7 protein-coding genes are annotated in these 14,596 nt (G+C 43.4%); 6 read left to right on the top strand and 1 reads right to left on the bottom strand.

The window, feature by feature from the left end; all coding sequences use genetic code 11:
* Positions 1-5 precede the first annotated feature (5 nt).
* The 6 genes from dnaJ to L0U88_RS06880 all read left to right on the top strand — a co-directional run bounded on the left by dnaJ (position 6) and on the right by L0U88_RS06880 (position 12,904).
* Positions 6-1,175, top strand: a complete 1,170-nt coding sequence (gene dnaJ / locus L0U88_RS06905) for a molecular chaperone DnaJ (RefSeq protein WP_234864956.1) — start codon at positions 6-8, stop codon at positions 1,173-1,175.
* 88 nt (positions 1,176-1,263) lie between these two features.
* On the top strand, positions 1,264-1,881 hold the full coding sequence (locus L0U88_RS06900; RefSeq protein WP_234864954.1) for an HD domain-containing protein: 618 nt from the start codon (positions 1,264-1,266) through the stop codon (positions 1,879-1,881).
* The gene (locus L0U88_RS06895) at positions 1,878-4,631 is read left to right on the top strand and encodes an Npt1/Npt2 family nucleotide transporter (RefSeq protein WP_234864952.1); all 2,754 of its coding nucleotides are present in this window, start codon (positions 1,878-1,880) and stop codon (positions 4,629-4,631) included. The genes L0U88_RS06900 and L0U88_RS06895 overlap by 4 nt, the downstream gene beginning before the upstream one ends.
* A gap of 9 nt (positions 4,632-4,640) precedes the next feature.
* Positions 4,641-5,096 carry a Crp/Fnr family transcriptional regulator gene (locus L0U88_RS06890; RefSeq protein WP_234864950.1) on the top strand — a complete coding sequence of 152 codons (456 nt, stop codon included), beginning with the start codon at positions 4,641-4,643 and terminating at the stop codon, positions 5,094-5,096.
* Positions 5,097-5,302: 206 nt separating this feature from the next.
* Positions 5,303-10,897, top strand: coding sequence for a S8 family serine peptidase (locus L0U88_RS06885; protein WP_234864948.1), 5,595 nt, complete (start codon positions 5,303-5,305; stop codon positions 10,895-10,897).
* A gap of 24 nt (positions 10,898-10,921) precedes the next feature.
* Positions 10,922-12,904, top strand: a complete 1,983-nt coding sequence (locus L0U88_RS06880) for an adenylate/guanylate cyclase domain-containing protein (RefSeq protein ID WP_234864946.1) — start codon at positions 10,922-10,924, stop codon at positions 12,902-12,904.
* Here the strand turns inward: L0U88_RS06880 and L0U88_RS06875 are convergent.
* The gene (locus tag L0U88_RS06875) at positions 12,859-14,499 is read right to left on the bottom strand and encodes a vWA domain-containing protein (protein ID WP_234864944.1); all 1,641 of its coding nucleotides are present in this window, start codon (positions 14,497-14,499) and stop codon (positions 12,859-12,861) included. The two genes, L0U88_RS06880 and L0U88_RS06875, sit on opposite strands and share 46 nt — an antisense overlap.
* Positions 14,500-14,596: the final 97 nt, after the last annotated feature.

The raw sequence follows: 14,596 nt of genomic DNA, 5'->3' as shown, positions 1-14,596 counted from the left end.
AGCACATGTCAGCAAAAAGAGATTATTACGAAATATTGGGGGTGGCTAAAACAGCCTCCGCAGATGAGATCAAGAAAGCCTACCGGAAAGTGGCTATGCAGTATCACCCCGACCGTAACCCCGGAGATAAAGCTGCGGAAGAAAAATTTAAGGAAGCCGCGGAAGCCTATGAAGTGCTCAGCGATGCAGATAAAAGGGCGCAGTATGATCGGTATGGACATGCCGGTGTAGGGAATGGCGCCCGTGGTTACGGGGGTGGTGGCAACATGAACATGGATGATATCTTCAGCCAGTTTGGCGACATCTTTGGGGATGATATCTTCGGTTCTTTCTTTGGCGGTCAGGCTGGCGGTCGCGCACGTGGCGGACAAAGAGCAAGGGGTGTCAGGGGAAGTAATCTCCGTGTTAAGCTGAAGCTGAATTACGAAGAAATTGCCAAAGGTGTAACCAAGAGCATCAAGGTAAAAAAATACGTATCCTGCTCTACCTGTTCAGGCAGTGGCGCCAAGGATAAAAGCAGTATTCAATCCTGCGGAACCTGTGGAGGATCTGGCCAGGTTCGCAAAGTGACCAGCACCTTCCTGGGTCAAATGCAAACCGTAACTACCTGTCCGACCTGTAACGGTGAAGGTTCTGCCATCACTGCGAAATGCGGAAGCTGTAAAGGAGAAGGAAGGGTTTATGGCGAAGAAACTGTAACCATAGATATCCCGGCAGGTGTGCAGGAAGGAATGCAACTCAATGTTTCCGGAAAAGGAAATGCAGGTGAACGTGGTGGATCACCAGGAGATCTGATTGTACTGATAGAAGAAGAAACACATAGCCAGTTGCATCGCGACGGACTGAATGTGGCGTATGATTTATACATCTCCATTCCGGACGCCATATTTGGGGCTAACGTGGAAGTACCAACGATAGACGGTAGGGCTAAAATCAAAATCCCGGCAGGAACGCAGAGCGGAAAGATATTCAGATTAAAAGGAAAAGGATTCCCGGCGGTAAACAGTTATGAAAAGGGTGATCAGCTCATTCATGTAAATGTATGGACCCCGCAGAACCTGACCAGTGAAGAAAAGGCGATGATAGAGAAGCTGCAGCAGTCAGACAATTTCCAGCCCAAGCCAGACAAGAACGAACGAAGTTTCTTTGACAAAGTGAGAGAAATTTTCTCCTGATAATAAAAGCCGCAGACAACCATCTGCGGCTTTTTTGTTATATTTCTATTGAATTTTCCTAGCCTTCCCACTTTTAAACGGGTAACCCATGACCGAGTCTGGCTTTCGAGACCTGGAACAATCAATTATTCAACGCCTTGAAAAAGGGCTGGATAAGCGATTAACCTATCACAACCTGCAGCACACAAAAGATGTATTAAAACAAGCTGTTCGAATTGCAGGAGAAGAGGGCATTAATAATGAAAAACAGTTATTGTTACTCCGGATTGCAGCCTTATACCATGATATCGGTTTCCTGGATACCTACAGAGGACATGAACTGAGGTCTTGTGAAATATTAATGGATGACTTTAGTAACGGAACACTTGGCACTAACGACTTGGAATCCATAAAAGGCATGATCATGGCAACCCGGATTCCGCAATCGCCGGCCAATTTATTGGAAGAAATTATTTGTGATGCCGACCTCGATTACCTGGGAAGAGAAGATTTCCCTCCTATAAGCCAGCATCTGATGAAAGAGTTCCTGGAATACGGCATCATTAAAACAGAACAGGAATGGGATCCCATCCAGATTGCATTTTTTGAAAAGCATCAATACTTCACGAGAAGTTCTCAAACTAATCGACAACCCGGAAAACTAAGGCATCTGCAAATCCTGAAAGACAGCCAGGAAAAAGCATCACAAAACAGGGACGGGAAATGAAAAGCAACCGATTTTGGCTGAATCTGCTCAACATTCAAAAGCAGGAGTGGCCAATAGTAAAGCAATTGTTCTGGTTACAATTTTTTCAGGGCGCGGGCATCTCTTTTTTCTTTACTGCCGAATTTGCCCGATTCCTCGAAAAGTTTCCGGTACATGAGTTGCCATGGGTAATGGTTTTGTCTGCTGGTTTATTATGGTTTACAGGATTTGCATATACGGTACTGGAGCATCATATTCCATTCAGGAAGTTTAATGAGGGCATCATACTATTTATGGCGGGCACCATGTTGCTGGTTCGAATTGGAAGTACTGCCATAACTGACAACTGGTTATACTATTTCAGCCTGGCCTGGTTTTATGTACTTTATCTCTTAAATAACCTGGAGTTCTGGGGTATTGCTGCAAGGCTGTTTAATATCCGGCAAAGCAAACGCCTGTTTGGTGTAGTCAGTTCAGGAGATATACCAGCCAAGTTTATCGGTTATACATTGGCGCTATTGTTTGTTCCCTATACCGGAACATTAAACCTCTTATTTCTGGGTGTGATCAGCATGTTGTTATCCATTCCGTTTTACAGGCGTATCATGGGAATGCTGGATCAATCACAGGAGCATCATTCTTCAGATAACACCATCCATCATAGCCACCATCCCATCAGAAATTTATACCAGACATTTATCAGTAGTAAGATCATTCGGAGAATTGCCATTATATCGCTACTGGCATCTGCCTGTATCATATTAATCAATTACGGATTTTATGCAAAAATCAAGGAGTCCTATAAAAATGATGTTGAGTTGGCCCGGTTTATTGCCATGTTCATGGCGGGCTTACGAATTATAGCACTGATCACGAAGACAGTAATTACAAGCAGGCTCACTACCAATCTGGGTGTTCAAAAGTCGCTGTTTATTACGCCTTTTTTATTAGTGGGATTAATATCTATTATAATAGGATTGTCCTTTTTCAATTCAGACGAACGATTTATCTTTTACATATTTGGAGCATCCTCTATTGCTGTAGATGTATTAAGAACAGCGATTAATTCTCCTGTATTACTCACTATCATGCAGCCGTTGCCCATTCACGAACGAATGAGGGCGCATAATATCATTAAAGGCATCATGGATCCATTTGCGACGCTTTTCTGTGGACTCCTGCTCTTATTATTATTTAATATTCAGCAAACAATTGACCTGCTGACCCTCTCTTTTGCATTACTGGCACTTGCTGGCATCTGGCTCATAGGGATTGTATATGTGAACAGGGAGTATTTGAATATGCTGGTAAATACCATATCCAGCCGGTATTTCAGCCAGGAAGAATTTACGTTAAACGATACCGAAACAATCAATAAGATAAAAGACAAAATCAAATCAGGAGCTGAAGAGGAAGTCCTAAGTGTGCTCTCCATGGTGGCAAGCAAACAGAATCCGGTATCCATTGAATTATTATCCCTGTTTTTAGAGCACCCCTCCGTGCAGGTAAAAAAGGATGCGATCCAGTTAATCAGCCAAAAGGAAATTCACCAGCTGAAACCAGCGATCCAACAACTACTGAATGAATCTGCAACCAGCCAGCTACGGGAGGAAGCGATTTATGCCATCAGTAAACTATCACATAAACATACTGACTTGTCGGATTTTCTACAGGAGTCCAACAATCCGGCAAATGCAGCTGCGCTATGTGGTATGTTATCGAATAAAAACAGGGCAGTACGATTTACTGCAGAAGAACAGGTTGCCTCCTTGTTACGATCACCTGATGAAACAAACCGCCAGTATGGATTGAGCATATTGAAAGCAGCAGCTGACGATTATGATCACCCCCTGCTGGCTCTTTTTCTTCAAACAGAAAAATCAGCAAACCTGGTTGAAATGGCCATTTACGCTATTGGAAAAGCTGCTTCCTTCGAAACCATTCAGACTTGCTTACAACTATTTCCTCATTACGAGAAACAGGTTAAAGCGGCCTTATTCAGAGCAGGGAAACAAGCCGTCAAACCCATCTCAACCTATTTTTTAAAAGAACAGCTTGATGAAACGCAGCAAGTGCCGCTGCTGCAGGTCCTGGGGCAAATTGGCGGCGAGGATGCAAGAAATTTTCTTGGAACATTGATCACAAAACCTTCCTCCAATCACCCGACATTAATAAAAGCGCTATACAGAAGTAAGTTCAAAGCGTCACCTGCAAATCGTTCTGAATTGGAAGAATTAACCAAAGCCTATATATTTTACGCAACCGAATTATTATTTATGCAACGTGGGTTGCAGGACAAAAACCAACCGAGCAGTTTATTATATGGGGCCATACAAATTGAGTTAAATGAAATTCGGGAGCTTTTGTTGTGTTTGTTTGGCTTATTATACAACCGGGAAAATATTCAAAAATCAAGAAATGCTTTACTGGCAAATAAAAAAGAAACCATTGCCAATGCAATGGAAATAATTGAAGTGACAGTAAAGAAAGAACTGAGTAAATATTTCTGTATTTTATTTGAAAACTCCAGCATTGAAGAACGCTGTAATGCCCTTCGGGCTATTTACAAGGATAGTGACTTTAGCAAAATTGACACAGTAATGCAACGCATATTAGCTGAAAAGCCAATCCGCTATCACGACTGGACAACTGCTTGTACTTTATATATATCCAGAAAATATGAAATTCCGGTAGAGAGCAGCAATTATGATAAATTTCTACATTCAAAAAACAGTCTGCTTAAAGAAACAGCAGCGTTTGCTTTAGCATAAATCAATAGTATGAGTCAGAATACAGGAGATCGGTTATTGTTGATTGAAAAGGTATTATTACTCAAATCCCTTCCAATATTCAGAGATACTCCGGAAAATATTCTGGCAGACCTGGCACCTCTGATGGAAGAAGAAGAATTTGAGCAGGGCACCACCATATTCCGGGAAGGGGAAATTGGAGATTGCATGTTTATAATAAACAGGGGAGTTATAAATATCCATAAGGGTTCCGTAGGGCTGGCAGAATTGGGAGAAAAGGAGGTATTCGGAGAATTATCCCTGCTCGACGCCGAAACCAGGTCGGCTAGTGCTACCTGCAAAACAGATTGCACCCTGTTCCGAATTAACCAGGAGCCATTTTATGAACTGATTGACTCAAGGCCTGAGATTGCCAGGGGATTTATTAAGATTCTATGCAAGAGATTAAGAGCTCAAAATGAACGCTCGGTCCAAATTGTAAAATAATCCGGGATAATGGGTATTTTTCCCCTTGCAGAACGTTTGTAAAAAATGTACCTTTCCAATAATCTGCTAAACGACTAAGAAAAACTGCTACAAATCCTTTTTCCTGTCATTGATCAAACGTACCCCTAACAGTATCTCAACCCCATCACACAGAATCGATCTGGTTTAGCCCAAAGCTGCCTGGATTGGTTCTCAAACGTTTGACTATGAGAAAAATGGACACTCGACTGTTCCGGCGGTGGCAGCTGCTGATCGCTGTGATTTTCGTATGTATACAACCTTATACAAACGCACAGACAAAACTAAACGAGTACCTTTTATTTAGTGGCGCGCCCAATTGTACCTCCTGCGGAATTGAAATCGGATCTGCCAATCAGTTAAAATCTGGCAGGATTGGTGGATATGGTATGGTACGATCCACCGGATCGGCTACCATTAATTCCTCAATTCACACCAATTCAATTATTCAGTTAACCAATAGCAATACGGTTATTGGCAACTTAACAGCTGCTAATATTGGCAATAATTCACAGGCTATTAGTCTGGGTTCCAATTCACAGGTAACTGGAAACCTGGATGCAGCCGGTAATATTTTTGTGGGAGGTGGAACCATCCTTGGAACTATTACGCATCCGGTTGGAACCAACTATACAGGACCGCAACCGATCAATGGTGTGGTGCGCCAGCAGACACCTGATCTACCGGTGTTACCTATGTTGCCCAGCCCCGCAGCTATTCAAAATGTTGCAGGTACATCCATAACCAACACCAGAAGTATTAGTCCGGGTGTATATGGTGCAATTGAATTAACCGGTAATAAAACCATCACGTTTAACGGTCCGGGTACCTATACCTTTAAACTAATCCGAAACGCCGGCAATTTCAACAAATTCATTTTTGATTTCGGAACCAATACCACGGGCATTTTTAAATTACTGATAGAGGGAGATGTTGATCTTGGAAAACTGGCAGTTGATTTAAAAGGAACCGGATCTGCAGCCCGTATCTATGCGGAAGCACAGGGAAATGGCTCCAGTTCCAAAGACAAACAAACTGCCTGGATTCAGAGTAACGGGAGTACTGGCAGTACTGTATCGCAATGGTTTGGTACTATCTATGTTCCTAATGGTAATGTAGTGATCGGATCAGGATCCAGTATCTCAAAAATTACGGGAGCCATCTGGTCAGGAAAGAAAATAACCATTGGCAGCAGTGTTGAATTAAATCATGTTGCACTGGAATCCTGCACCGAACCACCCGTTGCGGATGCAGGTTCCAATACTACCCTGTCCTGCGCAGGCAGTCCAACTGCTACGCTTACAGCAAGAACGCAAACTCCTAATGCCCTGTTTACATGGAAGAATGCAGGGGGAACCATTTTGGGAACAAGTTCCAGCCTCACAGTTGCAGCAACCGGAGTTTATTTGCTTACGGTTACAGATCCTGTAACAGGATGCAGCAGTACAGATGATGTGTTGGTGGAAGACAATTCAGATGTATGTCCTTTGTATCAGCCTCCGGTTACCGGAAAAGTGGAGGATCTGATAGGATCGGAATTGGACTTTTTGTCTAAAAACCCTGGCGGGGGTGCCAATACCCAGGATTTATTCCTGATTCAAAATGAGGGCGTTTTTGTTGAGATCATTGTGTATGCAGGCAAACGCGCGTACGTGCTCGATTTGCTGACGCAGGCCGGCTCTCCATATGGACTTGACAACCTGATATCCAATGGCAGTAATGAATATATCATAACTGGCCGGATGCCTATCAGCAATCTTCAGAAACTAAACAGCTTCAATGAGGATAACAGAAGAAGTCTGGATGAAAAACTAATCAACTTCTGCCGACCGGTTTATCCGCCAGTTACTGATTTTGGGCAGACCTCCAGCCAGGGTGATTCCTCTATAGCAACCAACCAGGTAAGAGCTGCCTATCAGTTGGCAGGAGCAGGTGTAAAAATCGGGGTGTTGTCAGACAGCTATAATACAACAGGAGCAACGCCACTGAATCCACCAGACGGAGGACCGGCGCGAACAGATGTTCAGAATGGTGATTTACCAGGACCTGAAAACACCAATTTTCAGACACCTGTGGAAATAGTAAAAGAATTTCCTTACGGAAGAAGATCCGATGAAGGAAGAGCCATGCTGCAGATAATTCACGATCTGGCACCTGCAGCCAGCCTGGCTTTCAGAACCGGATTTATTAGTCCGGGTGATTTTGCGCAAGGCATTCTCGAACTACAATCCATTGCGCAGTGTGATATTATGGTAGATGATATCACCTTCATTACAGAACCCTTCTTCAAAGATGGAAAAGTAGCACAGGCGGTTGACCAGGTAACAGCAGTAGGTGTAAGTTATTTTTCTGCTGCAGGGAACTATGGGAATAAGTCCTACCAACGGGCATTCAGACCAACTGCAGCTCCTGCCGGCATAATTGGTGAGGCACATGATTTCAGTGGAACAGGTGATATATTCCAGCGAATCAAGCTGGTTCCGGGAACTTATACAATTGTACTCCAGTGGCAGGATGATGTGTATTCCATCGGGCCGGAAGCAACAGGAACACAGCATGATTTCGATATTTACCTAACAAATGACAATGGCTCTACGCTGTTTGGTTTCAACCGCAATAACATAGGTGGAGATCCTATTGAAGTAATGCCATTTTATACAGAGGCGAACACCTTTACCAATATTTTGATTGTCAAAGCTGGCAGTGCTCCTAATGCAAGTAATACGCCTGTCAATTTGAAATATATCATATTCAGAGGAGAAGCAACCATAGAAGAGTTCCAGGAAGGAAGCAGCACCATTGTTGGGCAGGCCAATGCAGCAGGGGCTATGACAGTAGCTGCGGTTCGATACACCAAACCAACGAATGGAGCAATAGCCGGACAAATAAGCACAGAAGTTTTCTCTTCACTGGGAGGTACACCGGTAAATGGAGTCATTCGTGCAAAGCCTGATTTTAGCGCTCCTAATGGTGTAAATACTACTGTTCCTCTGGGATCAAATGATTTTGACAGTGATGGTTTTATAAACTTTTTTGGAACATCTGCCGCTGCACCACACGCCGCTGCAGCTGCTGCTTTGATATTGGAAGCCAGTAAGAAATTTGTTAGTCCGACTCCCCTATCTCCTGCTGCATTAAAACAATTAATGCGCTCGTCTGCATTGGATATTGAGACAGCCGGAGCAGATGCAAAATCGGGTGCCGGATTGGTACAGCCCCTTGCAGCCATAGGCAGTTTTGCGGCGCCAGTACCATTGTTGGAAAAGATTGAATTCAGCCAGGAAGCAGGTGCACCAGTTCCAACAGATCCTGATTTTGAATTCACAATTACCGGTTCGTATTTCAGACCAACCAGCCAGGTACTCATCCGTTCAGAGGCAATTGATGCTACTCAATATAGCATCGTGAACAGCTCTACTATTGTAGTTAAACCAGGCGCCATCCTGGGAAATCCGACAGTGCAGGTATATACACCACCGATATCAGCAACCGGTACGGATGGCGGAAGTTCTGAAGTTGTCTCCTTGTTATCAATTGAAAAGAAAACGATCACAATAGAAATAGTAGATACAACTAAAAAATTCGGCGAGCCGATACCCATTGATAAATTCCGTGCCATTATATCCATTGATGGAACACCGATTGAACAATTAGGTATAACTGCCGCATCTATCGGATTGGACAACCTGCAATTCACGACCAATGCGACCCAGTTTTCGCCTATCAATTCACCTTATTTTATAAGGGCGAAAATGGAAGTACTCAATCTGGAAGATCCTGGAGACCTGGCATTGACAGAGCTATATACGTATCCGCCTACAAGTGAAGATGGAACCTTTATTGCACCAGGTACTCCGGATGGAACATTGCGTGTAACGAAGCTGCCAGTCAAAATCGAAGTACAGGATAAAACCCTTGAGTATGGACAGAAAATTGCAGATTTCGGTTATACGTATTCGTTGATTGAAGGAACACATGTAATTCCTGCAGATCAGCAACAGGCAGTACTAAATGCGTTGAAAACGACTCACGAGCAATACCTGGTAAATGATGCCAGTGCGTTGCTGGATGGCAGTCAGTTGACAACGGATGAATTAGCCGGACTGGAAGATTTGGGCTTCCTGGTAAGTTTGCGTGGCATTGTAAGTCTGCGCGGCATTGTGAGTTTGCGGGGTATTGTTAGCGGGGTGCCTCAATACGAAACAACCAACGTATTGGATCTTGCTCCTGGCTCTCTAACCCAATATCTTGGAGGAGATCCGATCATCACCATGGAAGCTGCAGAAGGTATAGCCAACCTGCGTGGTATTGTAAGTTTAAGGGGAATTGTAAGCCTTAGAGGAATCGTTAGTTTAAGAGGTATTGTAAGCACCTTAACCAATGCTTCTGCGATTGTTTCCAATGAAGGTTCCGGAGAGGGAAATAAAAACAATATCGCAGTGATTATTGATGAAAATGATATTGAAGAAGCAGAAGGTGTATTGGAAGAATACAGATCCATCGCGCTCATAACCGGTTTAACAGCAGGAACGCATAAGATTATTCCAGCAGCCCTGTTGTCGGAAAATTATGAAGTGGTGTATGAACCGGCTAACCTAACCATCAACAAATCGAAACTAACAATTGGAGTTTCTGACAAAACCTATCCATATGGTACAGTGGACAATAATTACGATACAACTGTACAATGGTTGCAATTCGACGATCAATTGTCTGAAGTGCTGTCGGGAGAACTTGGTTTTGCCATATTGGATCAAAATCAGCAACCGGTAACGGGACTTGTACCAGGAGGTACTTACTCAGTGATTCCATCCGGCATTACGTTAACAGAACCCAGCAATTACGAACTCCAATATGCGCCTGGTAAACTGACAGTAACGGCATTGACAGTGCGTGTGGATCCGGACAGCATCATCCTGAATCAGGGCGCACCGGTACCAACATACACGTACCAGTTCCGCGGACTCAGTGCAACGGATCTGCAAAATCTGCAAAACCTGGTGGTGCAGGAACCTGTATTTGGAAGTGCTTATACTTCCGGGGGAGCTCCGGGTATATATAAGATTGAAGTTCAATCCCCCATGGTATTGTCTGCTCCGTCCAGTTTTGTTGTCATCTATGAGAAAGATTCTCTTTATGTAAATCCGTTCAGCAATTCCACTAAAAAGATAAAACCCATCTTAAAATGTGTTGAACAATTGAGAACGCCTGTCAATGGCTTTAGCTACAAAGCAAATTTCGCTTATGAAAATGCCAATGCTGCTGCCATTTACATTCCGATAGGAGCAGATAATCTAATCGCTGCGAGCGGGGCTTATTCAGGTCAGCAACCTGAACTCTTCCTGCCTGGAGGCGGAACTTTTGAAATACTGTTCGATGGCAACAAGCTCACCTGGATTGTTTATAGTTTTGAAGTGAATCAAAAAGCTTCAGCGACCAGTGAAGCCAGTTCAACTTCATCAAAATGCACTGGCAAGGGCAAATCTGGTATTAATACGGAATCAGGGCTATCACCACAGGATGAATCAATCATTCTTTCAGACAGGGTGTATCCAAATCCATCCAGTCAGTATTTGACAGTTGAATTGAATACGACAGAAACAATTGGTCCGGGTCAGTTCAGGATTTTCCATCTGTCAGGTCAGCAACAAGTGCTTCCAGCGCCTCAGAGGCAGTATGGAAATAAATGGCAACTAAATATTCAGCAATTACCGGCAGGTCAGTACATATTGAATGTCCAGCTGAAAAATACCAGAAAAATTTTCCGCTTTACCAAACTATAAAATCATAGAAAGAAATCCAATTGCATGAGAGTACACTATAGTTTTCTGCTGCTGCCGATTCTGTTTTTTTATTTACAAACAGAAGGGCAGCAGCCTACTATTGACAGCATTAAAAAATCCCTTTCGCTACAAAAAACCGATTCAGCAAGAGTAGAGTCTTTACTGAATATCAGCAGAGAGTTCATGAGCAACTCAGCCGACTCCTCTTTTAAGTATGCCAGTGAGGCTGCCCAACTCGCGCGGCAATCCGGTTATATGGCAGGAGCTGCAATGGCAGTTAAAACCCTTGGCAATATTCGCTATGTACAGGGGAACTATGTGGAAGCCATTCAGTATTGGGAAGAAGCCCACCTTACATACGACAGTATTGGAGATAAGACAGGCGTGTCAACTGTACTGAGTAATATCGGTGTTATTTATTATAACCAGGGTGATAAAATCAAGGCACTGGATTATTATTTACGCTCGCTAAAAGTTGCAGAAGAAAATAAACTGAAGTTACGGGAGGCTATTGCCCTGAATAACCTGGGAACTGTTTACCATGATAATCCGGAAACACATGATAAAGCCCTGGATTATTTTCTAAAAGCACTTCCTATGCTGGAAGAATTAGGCGATATGGATGCCTATGGTACTACAGCTACGAACCTGGGAGAAATATATTCAACCCGAAATGATGAGAAAACAGCGATGGTGTATTTTGACAAAGCACTCAAAGCTTTTACAGACAGCATCAGCATGTCCTATACGCTGAATAAAATGGGGAACCTGTATTTCAAAAAAAACCAGCTGGACAAAGCCATAGAGTATCATTTGCAGGCCTATAACATGACATTAAAGCTCGATGCAAAACTGGAGATGGCAGAGTCTTTAATCGGACTTGCTGATGCCTATCGGGAGCAGGGCTTTTTTCAAACGGCCATTTCATCTTACCAGCAGGCAGAAATTTTTGCGAGGGAAACCAATTCATTTAATCAACTGGAAAATATTTATGGGGGACTTGCCAAATCCTATGAACTGAAAAAAGATTTCACAAATGCCTTAAAATACCAAAACCTGTATTCCAGTGTCAAAGACTCTATCTATAATGCTTCTGCAGACCAGCGACTATCAAGACTGATCTTCAATTTTGAAATCGAAAAAAAGGAAAACGAAATTGATCTGTTAACCAGAGACAAGCAATTAAAGGAACTTGAAATTAACCGGCAGAAGCTGGCTAAAAATGCCTCCTTAATTGGGTTATTAGTAATTGTGGCTTTTGCTGTAATGCTCTACCGAAACTACAGGATGAAAGCCCGCACGAACGCCATTCTCGATAAAAAGAATGAAGAAATTGAAAAATTACTCCTGAATATCCTGCCTGCCGAAGTAGCAAATGAATTAAAAACAGAGGGTGTAGCAACGCCTAAATATTTTGAGCAGGTTTCAGTTCTTTTTACCGATTTCAAAAGCTTTACCAAAATGGCGGATGTACTTTCTCCGCAGGAGTTACTTGCTGAACTCAATGAATGTTTTATAGCCTTTGATGATATCATTACTAAATATCGGCTGGAGAAAATAAAAACCATTGGTGATTCTTACATGTGTGCCGGAGGAATTCCTAGTCCGGATCCCAATCATGTCAAAAAAATTGTAGCAGCTGCCTTTGAGATCATTCAATATATGGAAAGCTGGAACAAGCAAAGAGCAAAGAAGAATCTGGCACCCTGGGAACTTCGGGTAGGCATCCATGTGGGTCCGGTTGTGGCAGGTGTTGTGGGTAAAACAAAATACGCCTATGATATATGGGGTAGTACGGTAAATATTGCCAGCAGAATGGAAAGCAATGGTGAACCCGGACAGGTCAATGTATCCGAAAATATATATGAGCTAATCAAAAGCGATTATCCATGTACCTACAGAGGAAAAATTACTGCAAAAAATATTGGAGAAATTGATATGTACTTTGTTCAGCCAACAACTCACCAAAACAAATTGGGCTTGAGCTTGGAAGCCTTCCCTTTATAATAGATCTTTTTCGCTTTCTCTACCAGGGCAATCAGTTCCTGTTGCACCAGGTCGTCCTGGTTGGAGATGGGATTAATAATAGTAAGTACATCCTGCAAATTAGCCGGTTTTACAAACCTGGATTCTTTCAATACTGATCCAAAGAGGGTAATACCTGCAGCCATGCGATACGTGTATGGAAGGGTTTGAAAAGACTGGATCCGGCTATCCGTCACTTCACGGATCAGCTTTTGTTGGAGACTGTCGTTCGGGTGTTTATAACTCAATTCTATTTTTGCCAGTGCTGCACTGGAATCATACTTTTCTGCAGGTGTTAATTCAAAGATGGCCATCAGCGTATGTCCTGAACCAACTTCTCCCCCTTCGAGCAGGCCATCGCCTTCAGCTGATAAGGCACTGAATTTATTATCAAACCCGATCAGTCGATAGTTCTTCACGTTGGCGGGATAAAAACTCACATGCAACAAGGCATCATCCGCCACAGAATACATGGTTTGGGTAAGCTCTTTCACAAGGACTTTCTCAGCTTCCTTTTCATTATCCAGGTAGGCAAAGTTTCCATTGCCTTTTTTGGCCAGCACTTCCAGTTTGGAATCTTTATAGTTGCCCATTCCTACTCCGAGGCAGGTGAGATAAATTCCTTTTTGTCGTTGTTGCACAATCATCCTTTCCAGCGCTTCTTCTGAGGTTTGCCCAACATTGAAATCGCCATCGGTTGCCAGAACAACCCTGTTGTTGCCATTGGGGATAAAGGTACTTTCAGCCAGCCGGTAAGCAGCCAGTATACCTGATTCGCCGGCCGTGCTTCCGCCAGGAGACAATTCTTCAATGGATTTATTAATCTTTTCTTTTTCAACACCCGAAGTAGGCTGCAGCCAAACTCCCACTGTGCCTCCATATACCACAATGGAAATGGTATCAATCGGGCGAAGGTTATTCACCATCAGTTTAAAGGCTGTTTTGAGAAGGGGCAGGCGATTGGGCATATCCATCGAACCGGATACATCAATCAGAAATACCAGGTTGCTGGGCGGAACCTGGGCCATGTCCAGTTTACGGGCACTAAGCTTCACATAGAAGAGCTGATTGGCAGGCCGCCAGGGGCACTCAGATAAACTGGTACGGATAGAAAAATCCTGGCCAGCTTCTGGCTGTTCATACTCAAGGGCAAAATAATTCAGCATTTCTTCAATACGCACGGCATCCGGCGGCACTGTGCTACCCATATTAATAAAACGCCGAATATTACTATAGGAAGCTTTATCCGTATTCACTGCGAAATCAATGGTCGGGAATTTGGCCGCCTCCATATAATCGTTCTCCCGCAGGCTGCTATAGGTTTCACCACCTACCGAGAATTTTGCCAGCTCGGCAGGCTTGATATCCCGGGCCAGCGACATCAGTCTTTTTTCAGGCTGGGATGCCTTCTTTACCAGTAGGGGTAAAACGAGGCTATTTTCCTTATTGCCTTTGAGAAGAAAGGTGGAAACTTTATAACCGTCGAGACTTAGTGTAACCGAGTCCTCCGCTTTGGCAGAGGTGATACCAAAACCTCCCGAAGCACCGGAATAAAAGAGGTAGCCCGTAGAATGCATGGTCATTTTTACATTCGAAAGCGGCTTCTGGGTTTCATCCCTTATCTCACCTCGAAAATAATACTGTGCATCTGCGTACGATCCTGCCAGTACAAGG

The sequence above is a fragment of the Flavihumibacter fluminis genome, from assembly GCF_021491375.1.
Taxonomy (GTDB): domain Bacteria; phylum Bacteroidota; class Bacteroidia; order Chitinophagales; family Chitinophagaceae; genus Flavihumibacter; species Flavihumibacter fluminis.
Note: the sequence above shows the minus strand (reverse complement) of the source record. Positions and strands in the feature narration are given on the sequence as shown.